This is a genomic window from Acinetobacter sp. YH12086 (assembly GCF_013419345.1).
In the GTDB taxonomy this organism is placed as follows: Bacteria; Pseudomonadota; Gammaproteobacteria; order Pseudomonadales; family Moraxellaceae; genus Acinetobacter; species Acinetobacter amyesii.
Map to the genome: position 1 here is coordinate 165,505 of NZ_VPAF01000006.1, position 18,374 is coordinate 183,878.

Annotated in this window: 15 protein-coding genes and 4 tRNA genes; 10 read left to right on the forward strand and 9 right to left on the reverse strand. The window is 42.5% G+C overall.

The genetic code is table 11. The features are described from left to right. The first annotated feature begins 2 nt into the window (after positions 1-2). The 3 genes from FTU29_RS09170 to FTU29_RS09180 all read left to right on the forward strand — a co-directional run bounded on the left by FTU29_RS09170 (position 3) and on the right by FTU29_RS09180 (position 4,093). Positions 3-1,085 carry a hypothetical protein gene (locus FTU29_RS09170; protein WP_180121470.1) on the forward strand — a complete coding sequence of 361 codons (1,083 nt, stop codon included), beginning with the start codon at positions 3-5 and terminating at the stop codon, positions 1,083-1,085. A gap of 41 nt (positions 1,086-1,126) precedes the next feature. After that, positions 1,127-1,699 (forward strand): rhombosortase, encoded by a 573-nt coding sequence (gene rrtA / locus FTU29_RS09175; RefSeq protein ID WP_078192449.1) that lies wholly within the window; start codon positions 1,127-1,129, stop codon positions 1,697-1,699. Between the two features lie 192 nt (positions 1,700-1,891). Beyond that, positions 1,892-4,093: a TRAP transporter large permease subunit gene (locus tag FTU29_RS09180; protein WP_180121472.1), complete on the forward strand. Its 2,202-nt coding sequence runs from the start codon at positions 1,892-1,894 to the stop codon at positions 4,091-4,093. Positions 4,094-4,180: 87 nt separating this feature from the next. On the opposite strand, the gene FTU29_RS09185 is transcribed toward FTU29_RS09180, so the two are convergent. The 5 genes from FTU29_RS09185 to rnr all read right to left on the reverse strand — a co-directional run bounded on the left by FTU29_RS09185 (position 4,181) and on the right by rnr (position 10,446). Beyond that, positions 4,181-5,059 carry a DMT family transporter gene (locus FTU29_RS09185; RefSeq protein ID WP_180121474.1) on the reverse strand — a complete coding sequence of 293 codons (879 nt, stop codon included), beginning with the start codon at positions 5,057-5,059 and terminating at the stop codon, positions 4,181-4,183. 66 nt (positions 5,060-5,125) lie between these two features. Further along, positions 5,126-5,563, reverse strand: a complete 438-nt coding sequence (locus FTU29_RS09190; RefSeq protein ID WP_180103018.1) for a hypothetical protein — start codon at positions 5,561-5,563, stop codon at positions 5,126-5,128. Between the two features lie 16 nt (positions 5,564-5,579). Beyond that, on the reverse strand, positions 5,580-5,789 hold the full coding sequence (locus tag FTU29_RS09195) for a YheV family putative zinc ribbon protein (RefSeq protein WP_171256675.1): 210 nt from the start codon (positions 5,787-5,789) through the stop codon (positions 5,580-5,582). 40 nt (positions 5,790-5,829) lie between these two features. Further along, entirely contained in the window at positions 5,830-7,869 is a 2,040-nt protein-coding gene (locus tag FTU29_RS09200; protein WP_218954875.1) for a M3 family metallopeptidase, read from the reverse strand. 159 nt (positions 7,870-8,028) lie between these two features. Further along, positions 8,029-10,446 carry a ribonuclease R gene (rnr, locus tag FTU29_RS09205; RefSeq protein WP_180121476.1) on the reverse strand — a complete coding sequence of 806 codons (2,418 nt, stop codon included), beginning with the start codon at positions 10,444-10,446 and terminating at the stop codon, positions 8,029-8,031. 269 nt (positions 10,447-10,715) lie between these two features. Here rnr and FTU29_RS09210 point away from each other — a divergent pair. The 4 genes from FTU29_RS09210 to FTU29_RS09225 all read left to right on the forward strand — a co-directional run bounded on the left by FTU29_RS09210 (position 10,716) and on the right by FTU29_RS09225 (position 11,552). Next, a tRNA-Ser gene (locus tag FTU29_RS09210) sits at positions 10,716-10,805 on the forward strand. A gap of 15 nt (positions 10,806-10,820) precedes the next feature. After that, positions 10,821-10,897 (forward strand) — tRNA-Arg (locus FTU29_RS09215). A gap of 45 nt (positions 10,898-10,942) precedes the next feature. Continuing rightward, positions 10,943-11,019 (forward strand) — tRNA-Arg (locus tag FTU29_RS09220). Positions 11,020-11,475: 456 nt separating this feature from the next. After that, positions 11,476-11,552, forward strand: a tRNA-Arg gene (locus tag FTU29_RS09225). A gap of 93 nt (positions 11,553-11,645) precedes the next feature. On the opposite strand, the gene FTU29_RS09230 is transcribed toward FTU29_RS09225, so the two are convergent. After that, positions 11,646-12,950 carry an SRPBCC family protein gene (locus FTU29_RS09230; RefSeq protein ID WP_180121478.1) on the reverse strand — a complete coding sequence of 435 codons (1,305 nt, stop codon included), beginning with the start codon at positions 12,948-12,950 and terminating at the stop codon, positions 11,646-11,648. A gap of 163 nt (positions 12,951-13,113) precedes the next feature. Here FTU29_RS09230 and FTU29_RS09235 point away from each other — a divergent pair, with 163 nt between their 5' ends. Both FTU29_RS09235 and FTU29_RS09240 read left to right on the forward strand, forming a co-directional pair. Beyond that, a complete protein-coding gene (locus tag FTU29_RS09235) occupies positions 13,114-13,611 on the forward strand; it encodes a YcxB family protein (RefSeq protein ID WP_180121480.1) in 498 nt (165 codons plus the stop codon). A 32-nt stretch (positions 13,612-13,643) separates the two neighbouring features. After that, positions 13,644-14,285, forward strand: coding sequence for a fumarylacetoacetate hydrolase family protein (locus tag FTU29_RS09240; RefSeq protein ID WP_180121482.1), 642 nt, complete (start codon positions 13,644-13,646; stop codon positions 14,283-14,285). Between the two features lie 51 nt (positions 14,286-14,336). On the opposite strand, the gene FTU29_RS09245 is transcribed toward FTU29_RS09240, so the two are convergent. Together FTU29_RS09245 and FTU29_RS09250 are read right to left on the reverse strand one after the other, a co-directional pair. After that, positions 14,337-15,125 (reverse strand): tetratricopeptide repeat protein, encoded by a 789-nt coding sequence (locus tag FTU29_RS09245; protein ID WP_180010536.1) that lies wholly within the window; start codon positions 15,123-15,125, stop codon positions 14,337-14,339. 81 nt (positions 15,126-15,206) lie between these two features. Beyond that, a complete protein-coding gene (locus FTU29_RS09250; protein WP_180121484.1) occupies positions 15,207-16,022 on the reverse strand; it encodes a helix-turn-helix domain-containing protein in 816 nt (271 codons plus the stop codon). A 103-nt stretch (positions 16,023-16,125) separates the two neighbouring features. Here FTU29_RS09250 and FTU29_RS09255 point away from each other — a divergent pair, with 103 nt between their 5' ends. Beyond that, a complete protein-coding gene (locus tag FTU29_RS09255) occupies positions 16,126-17,055 on the forward strand; it encodes a DMT family transporter (protein WP_180026044.1) in 930 nt (309 codons plus the stop codon). Positions 17,056-17,109: 54 nt separating this feature from the next. Here the strand turns inward: FTU29_RS09255 and FTU29_RS09260 are convergent, their stop codons facing one another. Next, positions 17,110-18,357, reverse strand: a complete 1,248-nt coding sequence (locus FTU29_RS09260; protein WP_078192438.1) for a YihY family inner membrane protein — start codon at positions 18,355-18,357, stop codon at positions 17,110-17,112. Between the last annotated feature and the right edge of the window lie 17 nt (positions 18,358-18,374).

Sequence of the window (18,374 nt, forward strand, 5' to 3'; positions counted from 1 at the left end):
AAATGTCGAGCGTCCAAAAAATATGCCAGGGTGTGGCAGTTGTAGCAATAACAAGTACATTATTCGCGGGTTGTTCGCAGGTTGTAAAAACCGGTGCTAATGTTGCACTCGGATTTACCGAAAAACATATTGTGCCACCCATTTTAGCCATGGAAGATGCTGAAATGGTGTGTAATTCAGGTAATTCATTAACTCCAGCCATTATGGCCACCAAAGATATGGGCGCAGACCCAACACGTGTGGCTGTGTTGATGTATTCAGCAGCAGGGATTTGTGCAGAACAAAAAGCCTTGGATGCAGAGTTACGCTATTTACGTGCATCTAAAGCTAACCAAGTATCCGAAGCACAGGATGCTCGTGTTGAGCAAAAGCGTTGGGCGGCACTTGCTGCACAGCGTCAATATACCGGCTATCAATTATTTCAAGATCGTTTTGAAAAGAAGTATAAGAAAAGTCTAGGTGAAGGCTGTCCAAAAATGAACAGTGACATTGACCAAACAGTGTATATGTTGGGAATGTTAAGTGGCTTACAGGCCATGACCAATGATATTAACTCAGGTGGGGCGGTAAACGTTCCTAAAGACATTGCTGCCATCGTTGAACGCGGTATGGTTTGTCTGAATAATGAAAAATTCTGGGGCGCACCAAATGCAACCCGCGCTGTGATCTGGACGTTATTGCCGGGTGCAGGAGATGGAAAACCTGATCCATACCAGACCTTAAAACAATCCGCGCAAATTGGTGAGCAAAAAGGCGTAAGACTGTCACATGCGTTATATGCAGTTGCTGCACAAGCCAGTGGCGATGATGCGAAAATCCGTGATGCCTTACGTACCTTTGCACAAGCGCGTAGTGATGAAAAACCTGTTAATCCACAATTTAAGCTTATCGACAGTATGGCTGAAAGCATGGTGAAAGGGATTTCAGATCGTTATTGGACTGAACATACAGGCGTTCGTACCGGCGATGATGGTATGGAACATTTCTGGGATGAAAGTGCCAATAGTTCAGAACTCGATGATTTGTTTAGTGGCGATGCTGAAACCAGTGGTGCTACAGAAACGAGTGGCGCTGCAACAAATTAATAAAGCATGTAGTCCAAATGTGAGGTACAGGAGGAGCGAAAATGAAAACACAATTTTTAATTCCGAAAATTGTCTTTCTTGCTGTATTCGTTTCGATCTGTGCCTCGCTACAGGTATTTAAAGACTATTTTATCTACTGGCAAGATGATTTATTTCATGACTTTTGGCGCTTATGGACGGCCCATTGGGTTCATGTCGGTTGGATTCATTTTGCTTTAAATATGTTGGCCTTTATCTGCTTACCGTTTATTTTTCCAAGAGTTTCAATATGGCACTTTGTTGCCATCTTATTGATTTTATCCCCTTTAATCAGTCTGAGTTTTTATTTTTTCCTCCCTGATATTGAAGCCTATGCAGGATTATCTGGTGTCTTGCATGGCGCCTATGTTGCGGTCGCTTGCGTACATTTAATGTATAAGCGGGAGCGAAATTTTGCAGCCTTTGTCCTCTTGCTGATTTTGGCAAAATTGGTGTGGGAAAATACCGTAGGGAATACCGGAACGGCAGAATTAATAGGAAGCCCCGTTTTAGTCGAAGCCCATTTATTGGGGGTGATTTGGGGCATTGTCATCGCCGTGTTTTATCTTATTGGTAATTATTTCTGGGATCGCTAACGCACTTTAGGTGATTGGGTTGACAAAAAAAACCGAAAAGAAAATACATATTGTCATTTTAATGTTTTGAATATTGATGCAAATTTAAACGTAATAATAAAACAGTTAGGTCAGGGAAAGGAACTTCTCGAGCCGATAAGGAAAAGGATGCTTAGCCCCGCTAGGCTCCAAAATAAAAAAATAGGAAGACTCATGCAAAATGATACACAAAACAGATCCGGCATCGTCGGGCTGTTAAGGTATGTCTGGACAGAATGGATTTCGACTCTAGTCGTGTTGATCTTGCTTCTGCTTACATTGATTATCGGGACAGGGGAGATGATTCATGGTCAGCTTCTGCGTACTGGTGAGCGTTTGTATGGTAATGAAAGCATTGGGATGCAGTATTCATTTTTACGTGCAGAACCGACCAAGCCAGATTGTGACCGCCACCCAGATGTAGAAAAAATGGTGCAAACGCAAATGAAAGCCAATGCGGCTGACGAATTTGCTGACATTTTTGGTACAGCATCTGAATCCGATGTACGTGCATCGGTCATGGCAGGTGTACAGCAATGTGAAGAAAAATTCCAATTTTATGACAAAGCAAAAGCTTATTTAGATGAGCATCCAAGTATTCGTACTTATCGTGCGATTGAAACGACATTCTTTGGCATCTTTAAATTTGGTTCCGAAAACCGTGTATTGATTCTTTTACTGATGGTCTTGGTGTCTGCCATTACTGCTTCAGTGAAGTTCCATCATATTGGTCTACGTGCGCCAACAACACGCTTGGATTATAAAGTCTATGCTTTATTCATGGCGATTGGGAATGGCCTATTAACCTTCTCGGTATATAGCCAATTTAATTCAGTCCTGAATTCTGGGGTGAAATCGACCACAGAAACCTTGGTGGTATATTGGTTGTGGCTAGCCCTATTTGGTATTGTCACCCTCATCAGTATTTATCAGTTCTTTAAACCACCTGCTGCGAAAGAGCCGGGGCCGGGGAATATTGGTTTTGCACTATTGAGTGTTCCGTTATATGCCTTTATGGCGATTATTACGGGTGTGGCGTTTACCTTCTTTATGGACTATCCAATGGGTCAGGGGATTTACCTTGGACAATTGGTTGAATTCTCTGGGATTTTCCTAAACCTTGCATTGTTTATTTGGGCCGGGATGTTATTGACCCAAACGCGCGTGATGGATTTGTTCTTGGGGATTTTACGTCCATGGAACTTAGCACCTGAGACTTTGACGTGGTTAATTCTGATTGCTGCGGCTATTCCAACTGCTTATACCGGCGCTTCAGGGATCTTCGTTGTAGCAGCCGGTGCAATTATTTATAAAGAAGTGTGGAACTCTGGCTCTCGTCGTCAGTTCGCACTCGCTGTATCTGCAATGTCAGGTTCCTTAGGTGTGGTCATCCGTCCATGTCTATTGATTATCTTGATCTCGATGCTTGATAGCCGCCATGTCACGTCAGATGAACTATTTGATCACGGTATCTATGTGTTCTGGCTAACAGCATTCTTGTTCTTGGGTATTTCACTGTTCTTGGCAGAAACACGTTTCCGTGTGGCATCGCCGAAAGTGGCTATTCCGGGCATGCTGAAAGCATTCATTCCCGTGATTCCGTATATCGTACTGACCTTGCTTGTGATTGCTTTCTACAAGTACGGTTTAGATACGCAAATGGATGAATTCACTGCCCCTGTGGTTCTACCGATCATTCTGATTGTTTACATTATGTTTGACCGTTGGTTTGCAGATCGTTTTACTTCGCAAACTGTAGATGCACATGAACAACTCAGCTTACAACATGAGCAAAGTTCTGAGTTCATGCGTGAACATGGTGGACATGGGGCTAACCGTCGTGGTTTCGGTAGTTCAATTTGGTTTGCTTCTTCAGAAACGGTTGGACACATTGGCGCATTAATTATCTTAATGGCCTTGTCGGCAAGTGTCGGCGGTTTGATTGAACGGACAGAAATCGTTGAATTATTACCAACGCATTTGGGCAATATCTATATTTCGTTGGCCTTTATCGCATTGTTATTGGCGATTATTGGTATGACGACAGATCCATTCGGGGCAGTAATTTTGGTTGCAGCAACGATTGCACCAGTAGCCTACGAAAATGGTATCCATCCGATTCACTTCTGGATGATCGTTTTGGTTGCCTTTGAGCTCGGTTATGTTTCGCCACCTGTAGCGCTGAATCACTTATTGACACGACTCTCCGTCGGGGATGAAGAGGTACGGGCAGCAGATGCAGAAGCAAAAGCCCAATACACCAATTTCTATTATCGCTATGAACGTTGGATTTTACCGATCCTTGTCTTGTTCCCAGCTTTGGTGATCGTGACTTATGCTCCTTATATTCTGAAACTGTTTGGTTGGTACCAATAAGTTCGCAGTGAGCCATTAAAAAAGCACCTTCGGGTGCTTTTTTTATTGAATAGGGGGCTGTGCGTTTGAAGGTAAATGAATGGATATTTATGACTTTTTAAACTTATTTTGTAGGAACGGACTACATAGCAAAATCGCTAAAAATATAAAAGCAAAACCGAATAGGCTGTAAATATCTGGCAATTCTTGCCACAGTGCAAAGCCCCAAATACCCGCAAAAATAATCGCGATATAGTTCACGGGGCCAATTTGACCTGCGGGTGCAAGCTTATAGGCATTGGACATAAAAATTTGACTGATATTGGCCAAAAGCCCCGCTGTAATCAGAAAAGCAAACTCCTTGAAACTATAAGGACGCCAAAGCCAGAACATCGGGATCATGGAAATGAGTGTGCCAAAAAAGCAGAAATAAAACACGATGCGTTCAGGCGGCTCGGTTGCTGTAAGGGCACGGACAGTGACAAATGCCATGGCTGCCAAGAAGCTTGCGGTCAGTCCAATCAGTGATAACTGATTAAACATTCCTGCATCGGGCTTTGCGACGAAGAGGACGCCAATCAAACCAATGACAGCGGCAATGAGCATACTCAGGGTCATTTTTTCTTTTAAAAATAACCATGCAATTAAGGGGATGAAGATCGGCGAGGAATAGGTGAAGACCATGGCATTGGAGAGTTTTAAGTGTGCGATGGCATAAAAAAAGCCATACATTGCCACCAAGCCTACGATTGAACGCCAGGTATGCATCCACAGTTTTTCAGTTCTAAAAAACGTGCTGCCTTTTTGCAAAATCAGGGGTAAAAAGATCAATAAGCCAACCGCATTGCGAAAAAATACGATGGTGGCATTATCTACTGTGTGAGATGCGAAGCGTATACAAACCCCCATGATGGAAAAAAGCAGCGCTGACAGCATGAGAAAGCCAATTGCTTTGGGGATATTTTGTGGCGTTGTAGTAGTGGACATAACAAAAAGGCTAGAAAATCTGATGATATTCTAGCCTATAAGTACGCATGGTGTAGCAGAAGTCAGTTATTTTGCTTGTTGCGCTAACTGTGCTTCGAGTAATTTAATTTGTTCTTCTTTCAGTTTAATCAGCTCATCTGCATCTGAATGTTGCTGTTTTAAGCTTTGCTCCTGATCATTCAATTGTTGTTGAATGTCATCTAATTTGGCAATTTCCTCTTTGGCTAAAGAGGCATTTTCAGGCACAGCTGCATCTAAAATGTCTTCTTCGACCAATTTAAGGGTTTCAGTCTCTGCGACAGGGACTGATGCTTCAGTTTCAGATTGGACAGGGGTTGCAACAGGCGGTTTAGCCGGTGCAGCGACCAGTTCTTCTTGAAGTGCAGATTTATCTGCTGTACTGCTGCTTAACCATTGATATGCAAAAAAGATAGCAATCAATAACGTTAAGCCCCCAATGATTCCAACTAACAATTTTGGATTATGTCTTTGATCTTCTGTCATTGCTTGACCTTAATTTTTATTTAGGCTGACGTGGCTTAAATTGGATCACACCGATATCGTCTGGCACGGCGGGTTGTTCAGGTTGATCGACATGAGTCGGTCGATTTTCACTGTAACCACAATCAATGCATTCGATCCATTCGTCTTCGCCAGAGGTCAGCATGACAACCCGGTCCATCGCTTGGCATTTTGGACATTTTGCACCTGCAATGAAGCGTCGTTTAATGGTCATCATACTTACCTTGAATCTAACTAAGGTCCCTAGTTTAAGCGTTTTTAGATGCGTTCGTCCAACCTTGATGACGCAGCAAAGCATCTATTTTTGGCTCGCGTCCGCGGAAATTGATAAATGCGTCAAGTGCCGTATCTTTTCCGCCAACTGCTAGAATAAATTGTCTAAACGACTTGCCAGTCGAAGTATTAAAAATTCCTTCATTTTCGAATCGGTCGAAGGCATCACTTGCCAAAACCTCTGCCCATTTGTATGAATAATAACCAGCAGCGTAACCACCTGCAAAGATATGACTGAAACCATGTTGGAAACGGTTGTACGAAGTAATGGGTGCAACTGCATATTTTTGACGAATATCATCTAAGGTGTGTTGGATGCCTGCAGCGTCCAAAGCAGGGTTGGCCTTATGGATATTTAAGTCAAACATGGCAAATTCAATTTGACGTAACGTTTGCATCCCTGACTGGAAGAAACGCGCATCTTGTAGTGCTTTTAACAGATCGGCTGGTAAAGTTTGTTTTGATTCGATATGTTCACTGAGTAAATCTAAACTTTCTTGATCCCAAGTCCAAAATTCCATGAATTGACTTGGTAGCTCTACTGCATCCCACGCCACGCCATGTGTACCAGCCACAGCAATATTATCGACTTCAGTGAGCATGTGATGTAAGCCATGACCAAATTCGTGGAACAACGTCGTTACTTCATCATGGGTAAGTAAAGCAGCTTGCTCACCGACAGGTGGGGTAAAGTTGCAGACCATGTAGCAAATTGGTTTTTGCAGACCATTTTCAGTTTGCATGCGTGAACGGAAGCCGCTCATCCATGCGCCGCCACGTTTACCGCTTCGTGCATACAGGTCAAAGTAAAAACCGCCAATCACGCTGCCTTGATCTTCAAGTTCAAAGTAACGTGCATCGGGATGCCAAACAGGCGCTTCACGCTCGATTACATTGATGCCATAGAGACGATTTACAATGCTGAACAAGCCTTGAATAATTTTAGGTGCAGGGAAGTAGGGCTTCAGGTCTTCTTGTGACAAATTAAATTGTTTAACTTTGAGTTTTTCTGAATAGAAAGTGGCATCCCACGGTTGCAACTCAGTGATACCGTCTTGCGCTGCAATGGCTTTCAGTTCAGCGATTTCTTTCTCTGCTGGCGCACGCGCATGTTCTGCCAGTTCAATCAGGAACTGATCTACAGTTGCCACATCGGGTGCCATTTTGCTTGCTAAAGACAATTCGGCGTAGTTGTTAAAACCAAGCAGGCTAGCCATTTCCTGACGTAGTTTCAAGATTTCTTCCATGACCGCTGTATTATCAAATTCAGCAGAGTCTGCCTGATCAGAAGCACGTGTGGTATAGGCTTTATAGAGTGCTTCACGCACTTCGCGGTCTTCTGCATAGGTCATAATGGCAATATAAGACGGGAAGTCGAGTGTGGCTACAGCCTGTTCGAGTTCGCGTTGCTGACCATATTGTTTCAGAAGTTCAATACTGCCTTGAGGTAGTCCTTTGAGCTGCGCTTCAGTTAAAGGTTTGAAGTAGGCTTGGGTGGCATCCAATACGTGATTGGAAAAGTCTGATGATAACTGTGAAAGTCGTGCAGATATTTCTGCATAGCGTTTTTTCGCTTCACCTTCTAAGGCTACACCTGAAAGTTTAAAATCTCGTAACGCAAGTTTAATCGCGCTTTGCTGTGCTGCAGGAAGCGTGTCGAATACACTGTTGTCATGTACATGCTGATACGTTTGATACAACACTGTATGTTGACCTAGCTGCGTATAGTACTCACTCAGGCTGGGTAATAAAGATTGGTAGAGCTCTCGAGTTTCAGCATTATTCATCACGGCGTTCAGATGCGACAGCACGCCCCAAGCTTCACTCATATTATTTTCAAGGTCATCGACCTGTTCTAAAGTATTCAGTTGTTTTTGTACCGAATCTGGAACAACCGTCAGTTCATTTAGAAATTGTTGACCGTGTTGAATCGCATTTTGAATTTTTTCTTTGAGTTGATCTAAAGTGATTTGATCAAATTGAGGAACAGGCAAAGTTGCCTTTTCTAAAGTCATATTTTCTACATCTATAAATCCTGAGTTATTTATAGATGTAGGGTTTGTTGCGGGTTAAATCAAGACTAAATCAGGAATTATTCATCTTCTGCAGAGGTCGAGAAGTCTTCACTGACCTGAAGAATCAAAAAGAGCGCCGAAGCGCTCTTGATTTAAACCTTAATCCGCAGATGATTTTGCATTGGATTTTTTCTTTTTCGGTTTTGATTTTTTCTTCACTTTATCTTTAGCCTTCGCTTCAGATTTGCTTGCAGATTTTTTAGCAGGCTTTTTACCGAATGAACTGGGCTTAGATTTCGACTTTTTGCGTCGTATGGGCTGTTCTCCATCTTCAGCAGCGTTGGTTTTACGTTCTGAAAAGACTTCTTCTTTGGCTGTAGGTTTTGCAACACGAGGGGCACGTGCGCGAATAGCGCGACCTGCATGGCTCAATTGTTGAATCAATTCAAAGTCGATTTTGCGCTCTTCTAGATTTACACCAGCAACTTTGATTTTTACTTCATCGCCTAGACTGAAAACTTGACCTCGAGATTGACCAATTAAGCTCTGACTTGGTTGGTCATAGACGAAGAAGTCATCACCCAATTGGCTGACGTGGATCATGCCATCAACATATAAGTCTTTGAGCGTTACAAAGAGGCCAAATTCAGCAGTCGCACTGATGGTACCGACAAATTCTTCACCCAAATGCTGCTGCATGTAATGGCACTTCAACCATGTAGTGACAGAACGAGAAGCTTCATCTGCACGGCGCTCAGTCGCAGAGAAGTGTTCACCTGCATCATCCAGCGAAGCACCAGAAATTGGGTAAGGTTTTTTCTTCAATTGTGCTTTGATGGCACGGTGAAGTAACAAGTCTGGATAACGACGGATTGGAGATGTGAAATGTGTATACGCTTCGTAGGCCAAACCAAAGTGACCTGCATTGTTCGCGCCATAATAGGCTTGCATCATTGAACGAAGTAAAACGGCATGAATACTTGGAGCATCAATACGGTCTTTGGTGGCATCAATCACGGCTTGATAGTCAGCTTGAGTCGGCTGTTCAGGGAATGGCAGCCCCAATAACTTCACAAAATCACGAACCTTTTGAATACGTGAGAACTCAGGTGGCTCATGCACACGGTACAGCATCGGAATTTCATTCTTCAAAGCATACTCTGCCGCTGCAACGTTTGCCAACAACATACATTCTTCAATCAGTTTGTGTGCATCATTACGGCTACGCGGTAGGATTTCGTTAATACCGCCTAGCTCATCAAAGGTCATATAGGTTTCAACGGTTTCAAATTCCATCGCGTGGCGTTCAGCACGTAAGCCTTTCAACACTTGATACAACTGGAATAAGGTATTGACCGATTTACGCACATCACGGTCTTCAGGAATGGCTTGACTATTACCCTCAAAATATTCGGCCACTTGAGTATAGGTCAAACGAGCTTTTGAATGCATTACACCCGGATAGAACTCAAACTTAGTGACACGACCCGCGCGAGATAAGTTTAAATCACAGACCATACATAAACGGTCTACGTGTGGGTTCAAAGAACATAAACCATTCGACAGCGCTTCAGGCAACATCGGCAATACAAAATGAGGGAAGTACACCGATGTACCGCGCTCTTGAGCTTCGTCATCGAGCGGTTTACCCGGACGTACATAATGGCTGACATCGGCAATTGCCACCACAACACGATAACCACCACCCGGACGTTTTTCCGCATACACGGCATCATCGAAGTCGCGGGCATCTTCACCATCAATGGTGACAAGCGCTAAATCACGTAAATCGACACGACCTTCACGGTCTTGTTCTGACGGTTCTTTAAAGCTGTCGGCTTCTTGTTGTACTGCTTCAGGGAATTCGTAAGGTAAACCAAATTCTAAAATGGTTTGCGGAATAATAATTTCAGTGTCTGCTTTATCAGCCATCGACTGAACAATATGACCTGTCGCAAATTCTTCTTTGGTTGGGTAGCTGTCAATCGCAATACGTACAGAGTCACCGAGTTTGACTTTGGCATGCTCGATTAATTCTCTTTCTAACGTAATCGGTTGGTGTGCATTGGGATTTGCCGGCTGAATAAAATATTCACCTTCATACTCAGACACTTTACCGATAATTTCTTTGACACGATGCTGTAGAACTTCAGTAATAAAGCCCCATGCTTTGCCTTTACGGTCTACCGAAGTTTGGCGGACTTTAACACGGTCACCATTAAACACCTGACGTAACTCACGCTCAGGAAGTAAAAGGTCATCTTCACCGCTAATATTGGCTGTGCCTAAACCTTTTGAGTTGATATAAACCGTTGCTTCATGAGTCGGTTGCTCAGCTGCAAGCTGGAACTTAAATCCATCTTTCATCAACTGACCATCTCGAACCATCGCAATCAGACGATGACTCAGTGCATCAATACTTTTTTGATCGGCAATTTCAAAATGTTCTACAAGATCGGCATGCGACATTGCAGTTTTCAGTTGTTCAATCGTCTCTTGAATCAGAGTACGGCTTGGAATTGGATTGTCATAACGTTCGGCTTCAGCTTTTGCTTCAGGGTCGACCCAGTTTTTCATATGTATTTGGCTTCAAATCAGAAGATTAGGATTAGCATAAGTCATGCAAGCAGATACTGCACGCAATTGATTGCAATAAAGTGTTTTATGCCGATATTTTATAATGTTTAAAGCTGAAATGTAGGGGGACAGCAGTGTGCGCTGAACTAATTTTGCACTAATTTTTTGAAAATCGTTTAAAAAATATCTAATTGAGTAAAAAAATGAAAAAAATATAACGACTGTGCTTGCAGTCGTATCATGATCTTTGTATTATGGCGGCACGTTACGGTGAGATGGGTGAGTGGCTGAAACCACATCCCTGCTAAGGATGCATACGGGCAACTGTATCGAGGGTTCGAATCCCTCTCTCACCGCCACGATTTACTTATGTCGCGCTCATAGCTCAGCTGGATAGAGCACTTGGCTACGAACTAAGGGGTCGGGAGTTCGAATCTCTCTGAGCGCACCAATAAGTAAATCTGAATACGTAGTCTTTTAAGACGACACAAGTTACGCGCTCATAGCTCAGCTGGATAGAGCACTTGGCTACGAACTAAGGGGTCGGGAGTTCGAATCTCTCTGAGCGCACCAACTTGAACAAATTACCGCACATGTTGCGGTTTTTTTGTGCCTGTGATTTATCGCTTTGATATAGCTGTCTTTTGTTTGGATTCTATTAAGCGTTCTATTTCATAAAACTACCCATCAGTAAATTTCAATTTTGCTTATCTTCTATAGATAACCCTTTTTTCAGATATTCATAGTGATGCAATTTTTTTAAATCTAAGTTTAAAAAAGAATTGAGTGAGTTAAAGCAGTGATTCAATGATGGCGATAGATTTGTAATCTATCTTGAGCATTTATACGTGAGTATTGCTAACTTTAAATTCCATACTTGTGATGCAAAAGCCCTTTAAAAGTAAATCTAGCTGATTTTTAGCGTGTTTAAAGGGCAATTGTTTATTTGCTGTGCGTTTGGTTAAATTTATATGAAAAAGCTCTTAACAAAAAATAAAAATCACGTATAATGAGCCTCATCAAGACGTCGCGCTCATAGCTCAGCTGGATAGAGCACTTGGCTACGAACTAAGGGGTCGGGAGTTCGAATCTCTCTGAGCGCACCAACTTGATCAAGATTGAAAAAACCGCACATGTTGCGGTTTTTTTGTGTCTGAAATATAGCTAAAAACAATAAATTCAGCTCATCACTCGAGGTTCTAACTTAACTTCTGTTTAACTTTGAGTGCAAAGACCGTATTTCCGCCTAAAGCCGGCAACATGTCGTGATACGGCATACTGCGCATAGCACGAAGTAAAAACGGTGCTTTGTCATCAATCTTCACCGCACTGGTCAATTGTAATAACGACCCTTGTTGTAAGGGGCGAATATGCATTGCACCTCGGACAAACTTTAAGTCTCCACCGGTTGCGGTATATTGATTTTGCAGTAAGTCGGGATAGTTAAAACGCATCTTAAAATCAAAGGGAATATTGATCACGCCTAAACCCACCGAAATTTTATAGTCGGCATCCATGAGGTGCGGATTAATTTTCTGCACTTGCATATGTTTAACTTGTCTTGGAAATAAGTGCTTGAACGAAGACACATTAATCCAGCGCTGTAAGCTCGAAGGCTCTTGTGCATAATATTGAAAACTGGTGCTAAAGCGCATCAATTCATAATTTTGCCCAAAGGGAACGCGTTGCGCTGTCAAAATAAAGGACACAGGTTCTTTTGAGCTTTGACTTAATTGGGTGACTTTGTCGAGTTGAGAGGCATTTAATTTGAGTTCAGGTAATTGATTTGCAGCGAGAGTTTCGCTGCTAAAGGCTTTAAATCGGCGCTGTAAAGATTCGAGTAAAAAACCATTGGTTCCCGCAGGAATCCCTAATTTGGCATCGGGTAAGGCATTTAATATTTTGCTAAACAAAAAACCTTTGGGCTGATTTAAATCGCCCCATTGGGTCACACTAATCAAGGTGTGTTGAGCATCGATCTCAAACCATTCAATTTTCCCTGCACCAAAGGGCACCGGTGCTTGTAGAACCAAACTATTAATGCTGTTGTGATCAATTTGGTGCTGCATCACCACGGTTTCTTTAAAGTTTAAAACCGGAATAGGTGTCGGGATATGGATGCGGTATTCAACTTGGCTGGTTGAACCTTGCTGTTGCAAAACCTCAGCAGATTTTAGCGTGGGAAATAAGCCAGCATAGTTTGGATAATTACTGAGTAATCTGGACACATTTTTGCTGTTGGTTGGGACAACCACGGCGGCACTTTGAAATTTACCAACGACTTTTTGACCTGCTTTCATCGTGGGCAGACTAATCTGCTGTGAGGGATGTGCAAAAATCACGATGTGATCACCGGCAAGATTTGCCAAGGCTTTGGCATTGCCATTAAACAAGTCCAAACTACTAGGGATCTGGGGTTGCCATTGAACGAATTTGGCCCAACTGGTCGATATGCTCAGTCCACTCAGAAACACCAGTACCATGATTATTTTTGTTATCTGCATGTCACATCCTGCGTATGCAATCTTTTATTTGTTGCTGTTTTTAACGTATTTCTAGAGGGAAGGGAAGTAGTGAAGTGTTACAACCGACCATTAAAAAGCATGAAGCAAGTTTGAATTGTGGTGTAGTATTTAGCGCAATTCATTTTTAAATATTCATACGCTTATGTCTGAGAATCTACCTGCATTATCGCTGCGCTATTTTTTAAATCTAGAAGAATCACAGGATGGTTTTGCACTAGCAACTTTTGGCAAAAAGCAATTTACGCGTTTTTTAACGCCAGCGATTAGCCTTGGGATTATCATCTGGGGTTTTTACTTGGGTGTAGATGGAGTTGGTGCCTACTATGTTGGGCTGGGTGCTTTCTTTTTACTCCTTCAAGGCATCATGCGTTATTGGTTTTTACCGATGATGTTTAAACGCCAGTTTGTAAAATACCAATTAGGCAAAAGTGAACAAGGTATTGATTTATTTCAAGACTATGCAGAAAGTCATGCCAATGGTCGTAAGAATGTCTTCCATTATGCTGAAGTGGCAAATTTTGCTGAAGGCAAATTGACCTATATGCTTGAGCTGAAAAATAAAACCGTGATTATTGTGCCGAAAAGTGCATTTAAAAATACTGCGGACCAAGCGATTTTTACCAATACTTTTCAGCACTAAGACAATCTATTCATAACAAAAGAGGGAGTAGTATGCAGTCACGTCCATCTAAAATTGTTTGCGTCGGTCGTAGTTATGCAGATCATGCCAAAGAATTAGGCAATGCAATTCCTGACCGTCCTGTGCTTTTTATGAAGCCGCCAAGTGCATTAACCGCATTAGAGCAAGGCATCTCATGGAATCCTGTATGGGGCAGTTGCCACTATGAATGCGAATTAAGTTTACGTATTGATCGACCTTTATCGGCTGAAACTGATCCTTTCAAAGCCTTAGAAGCAGTAGGAGCTGTGACTTTGGGCCTAGACCTGACTTTGCGAGATCTACAAGATGACTTAAAGAAAAAAGGTCAGCCGTGGGAACGTGCCAAAGCTTATGATGGTTCTTGCATCCTTGCGGATTGGGTCGATGTCCAAGAGGTGGTTCAAGATTGGAAAGATGTGCATTATACCTTGCATGTCAATGATGAACTGCGTCAGAACGGTGATACTGCTTTGCTGATTTTTGATGTGGGTACATTACTGGCCGATATTAGCCAAGTATTTAGTCTTGAAGCTGGTGATGTGGTCATGACGGGTACGCCTGCAGGTGTCGCGGCACTACAGTCAGGTGAGCAGTTGAAAATGACCCTAAAAGGCAAAAATCAGGACTATGTCTGGACAACCTTTGTCAAATAATCTGTGAACGACATACAAAAAGGCTGCTTAATGCAGCCTTTTTTGATTGATCTATTCAGTACTGCTTGATGGTGGTGGCTCATTGGGTTGTAAAGGACCAGTGTCTTTCCATGTTTCATAGGTGTCGGCCATATGCTGTGAGTCGGTGTCTCCCAATGCACCAGCTTTGGCATACCATTGTCGCGCTTTTTCACCATCTCGAATATCATAATGATAATAATGTGCCATTTTCATCGCCGCGTCAGCATCTTGCCCTTGTTCTGCGGCATAGCTTAAATATTCAGCTGCTTTGTCGGGTGTAGACGAAGGATGTTCAGAAAAATAATGTTGATTTCCCAAGACTTTGATCGCTTCGACATTCTTTTGTTTGGCAGCTTTTTCATACCAAATTTGCGCTTGGTGCTTATCTTGAATTAAGCCTTTTCCCGTGTCGTACATCCAACCAACGGTATATTCAGCAGCAGGATCATGGGTCTTTTTTGCAAGGTCTAGCACCCAGTGTGCAAGGAAAATATTGCCATCTTGCTGCATCTTTCGAATCACTTGATCTGCATGCGGGTTGCCTTGATAAGCTTGGGTCATCAACCATGCGAATGCGTCCGTAGTGCCTTGATCCGCAGCAGCTTTGTACCAATGTACACTTTGTTCGATATTTTGTTCTGTGCCCGTTCCACTGAGGTATAAATCACCCACTTTCATTTGTGCAGTCGCATCGCCCGTTTGAGCGGTTTTGAGTGCAGATTTAAATTCACGCTGTTCTTTGGAACTACAAGCCGTTAAAAATACGGCAGATAAACACAGCGCTAAAATGGTTTTTTTATTCATTCGAAATGGAGTCATTATCATTCTTTGTGGATTTTTTGATCTTAGCGGATTGTTGAATCACTTTATAGAGACCCTTATAGCTAAATTTAAACAAATTTAGGGCTTTAAGGCAGATTTTCTAAACTGATCTGGGGTGCAAAGCATCCATTTTTTAAACATATTTATAAACGCCGAGGCATTGGCATAACCAAGTTCTAAAGCAATATTTTCGACGGTTTGACCTGCGTTGAGCATCGACATGGCTTTCATGACTTTGAGGCGTTGTCGCCATTCATGCAGCGACATCCCAAGTTCTTTTTGACAATAACGTGCCAGAGTACGTTCCGTCATGTTTATCCGCTGTGCCAATTGCTCAAGCGCGCTCTGATCTGCAGGATGTTGATGTAAATAATCAAGCAGCTGTTTGAGGGCAGGGTGATCCGAATGCGGTAAATAACTACTGACCAGTTTGGCTTGATGCAGTTGATCTAAGATCACATGGAGTAAGCGTTGATACTCGGCCGTATTTTCCATGAGATCGGCTTGTTGATGCAACAGACGCAAATGGCTGAATATCGCTGTAACTAAAGGTGAGCTGAGTAAAATCCCCGGTTGTTTCGGCAAGTGGGTGCATAGAGATTCATGTACATATAAGGTGCCATGTGAAACTGCAGTACGATTTAAACCACTATGTTCTAAGTGTGGGGGAAGCCAAATGCCATAAGGTGGTGGGGTAATATAGTCTATCTGGTTGATGTTCACTTCCATTACGCCATTAAAGGCATAGACAAACTCGCCCCAAGCATGTCCATGAACGGGATAAACAGACAGTGCAGGATCGTCACGAAAACTGATCCACAGTGCTGCTTGAATTTCATCGTTGGTGGGAAGTTGTTGCAACTGCGTATGATCTGCACGAGCTTTATGACGCATGAGAAATTTTGCCTGAATAAGAAGATCACTTGTCTATTTTGAAGTATATATTTTATTTCTGACAGTTCTATAGTGTTGCTTATCGTATTGTCGAGTAAATAGTGTGGAACAGCGTAAGGCGCTAGATGCAAAAGCTTCTGGCCTGATGATTATTTTGTGCATGATTTTAGGGATTCAGCAGGTCATTTTGAAATTGGCCGCGGTTGATATTGCGCCGATCATGCAAATTGCCATTCGATCGGGTTTGGCTGCGCTGTTGGTCTTTCCACTGATTCGTCTCAAGCCGGGAACACATTTATATACACGCGAATACTTGCTGCCGGGTATTTGGTTGGCGTTTTTATTTTCAGCCGAATTTATTTTAGTGGCAGAATCCCTGCGCTATACCTCTGCATCACATACCGTTGTCTTGCTCTATACCGCACCGATTTTTGTGGCATTAGGTTTACATTGGAAGTTGCCTGAAGAAAAACTCACAGCGATCCAATGGGTCGGTATTTTTATTGCCTTTTCAGGAATAGTACTGTCGTTTATGGGACGTGAAAGTAGTACTACAGTCAACACTCAAGCCCTGTTGGGTGATGCGATGGCATTACTTGCTGGGGTGATGTGGGCCTTGACCACCATTTCATTAAGACTCACCAAACTCTCTGATGCACCTCCGACTCAGACCTTGTTTTATCAGTTGGTTGGTGGTTGTGTATTTTTATTACCCGTGGCGTGGCTGACAGGACAAATGACTGTACATTGGACGGTGTTGTCCATCAGCAGTATGATTTTTCATGTGCTCATTATTTCATTTTTTAGCCTGATGCTTTGGTTTTGGCTGTTAAGTAAATATCTGGCCAATGGTCTGGGCGTTTTTTCATTCCTTACCCCAATCTTTGGACTGGTCTTTGGCGTATTGATCTTAAACGAAACGATTGAACTGAACTTTATTTTGGGAACGGCCTTAGTAATGGTTGGAGTGATGACGGTAACCTTGCATCGGTGGTTGTCTAAATTGATGGGACATCAGTGCACAGCGATCTAATATCATGTATAAATTAAAAGGGAGAACTGCAGTTCTCCCTTTTAATTTATACGGTTATTTTTCTTCAAAAATAGTCGCAAGCGGTATCGAGAGTTTGGCCGCGAGATAATCATCCGATTCGACCAGTTGCGGCCCAATTTTTTCCATCCAAACATCATCTGGATCGACGCGACCTAAATCTTGCCGTTTAGGGAGCGGATAGGGCAGCTTACTGTAAAAACTCCAAAAGTCCACTTGGGTTAAATTACGAACTAAAACATAATGATCATCATCTGTACGTTTAATCAGGTGTTGCTCTTCAAACAATAAAATATAGCTTGGCAGGCGGCCGATTTCATCACGCCCTAAAACCTCAAGCGCTTCTTTTTCTGTCACGCTCTGACCGAGTTTTTGCTTTTTATAAAATAATTCAAGCAAATCCATCAACATAATAACAGGATGACGTTTTTGGTCGTTGCCCGAATTGAAAGCTGTCAGTGCATAACTAATTTCTACCCCAATCAGTACGATATTCCATGAAAGGAATATCCAAAGCAGGAAAATTGGCACTGCAGCAAAAGCACCGTAAACGATTTGATAACTGGTGAAATTTGACATGACAAAACCAAAGAGGTTTTTGAGTAATTCAAATACCACGGCACTAAAGACACCCGCGATCAGCGCCGCCTTAATCGGCACACTGCGGTTGGGAATCGTCCAATACAGAATGAAAAAACCTAAAATGGTCAATGAAAAAGACAAGATCCACAGCAGAAAAGCCCCATCCAGTTCATAGCCGGCAAAATTATTGCTGAGGACATTCATAGAGGCCAAGGTAGATGACACAACAAATGCGCTACCCAATAAGATTGGGCCTAATGAGATAATAGTCCAATAGCGCATAAAGCCAATAATGCCGCCACGTGTCTCACGCACCCGCCAAATTCGGTTAAATACTGTCTCAATGCTGGTCAGCATCATAACTGTGGTAATGAATAAAAACAGTACACCAATAACAGTCAGGTTACTGGATTTATCGGTGAATGCATTCAGTGCTTTATCAAAAGCAATTGTCGTTTTCGGTAGGAAATTACTATAAATCAATTGTTGAAGCTGTTGACGAGCAGGTTCTAAAGCTTTAATTGAGGAGATGATGACCAAGAATACGGTCAACATGGGTACCACTGCAAACAAGGTGGTATAGGTTAATGATCCTGCTTGTTCACGGCAGCGATCGGCTTCAAAACGTCGAATGACAAATAAAACAAACTGAAACCATTTCTTGTCGTAAAAGGGAAGTTTTTTTAAAAATGCTTCGATCATTCGTTCAAGTCTCGAGT

Excerpts from the sequence above, each read along its gene's own strand:
- FTU29_RS09170 (WP_180121470.1), top strand. The coding sequence starts at position 3 with ATGTCGAGCGTCCAAAAAATATGCCAGGGTGTGGCAGTTGTAGCAATA.
- rrtA (WP_078192449.1), top strand. The coding sequence starts at position 1,127 with ATGAAAACACAATTTTTAATTCCGAAAATTGTCTTTCTTGCTGTATTC.
- FTU29_RS09180 (WP_180121472.1), top strand. The coding sequence starts at position 1,892 with ATGCAAAATGATACACAAAACAGATCCGGCATCGTCGGGCTGTTAAGG.
- FTU29_RS09185 (WP_180121474.1), bottom strand. The coding sequence starts at position 5,059 with ATGTCCACTACTACAACGCCACAAAATATCCCCAAAGCAATTGGCTTT.
- FTU29_RS09190 (WP_180103018.1), bottom strand. The coding sequence starts at position 5,563 with ATGACAGAAGATCAAAGACATAATCCAAAATTGTTAGTTGGAATCATT.
- FTU29_RS09200 (WP_218954875.1), bottom strand. The coding sequence starts at position 7,869 with ATGACTTTAGAAAAGGCAACTTTGCCTGTTCCTCAATTTGATCAAATC.
- rnr (WP_180121476.1), bottom strand. The coding sequence starts at position 10,446 with ATGAAAAACTGGGTCGACCCTGAAGCAAAAGCTGAAGCCGAACGTTAT.
- FTU29_RS09230 (WP_180121478.1), bottom strand. The coding sequence starts at position 12,950 with ATGCAGATAACAAAAATAATCATGGTACTGGTGTTTCTGAGTGGACTG.
- FTU29_RS09235 (WP_180121480.1), top strand. The coding sequence starts at position 13,114 with ATGTCTGAGAATCTACCTGCATTATCGCTGCGCTATTTTTTAAATCTA.
- FTU29_RS09240 (WP_180121482.1), top strand. The coding sequence starts at position 13,644 with ATGCAGTCACGTCCATCTAAAATTGTTTGCGTCGGTCGTAGTTATGCA.
- FTU29_RS09245 (WP_180010536.1), bottom strand. The coding sequence starts at position 15,125 with ATGACTCCATTTCGAATGAATAAAAAAACCATTTTAGCGCTGTGTTTA.
- FTU29_RS09250 (WP_180121484.1), bottom strand. The coding sequence starts at position 16,022 with ATGCGTCATAAAGCTCGTGCAGATCATACGCAGTTGCAACAACTTCCC.
- FTU29_RS09260 (WP_078192438.1), bottom strand. The coding sequence starts at position 18,357 with ATGATCGAAGCATTTTTAAAAAAACTTCCCTTTTACGACAAGAAATGG.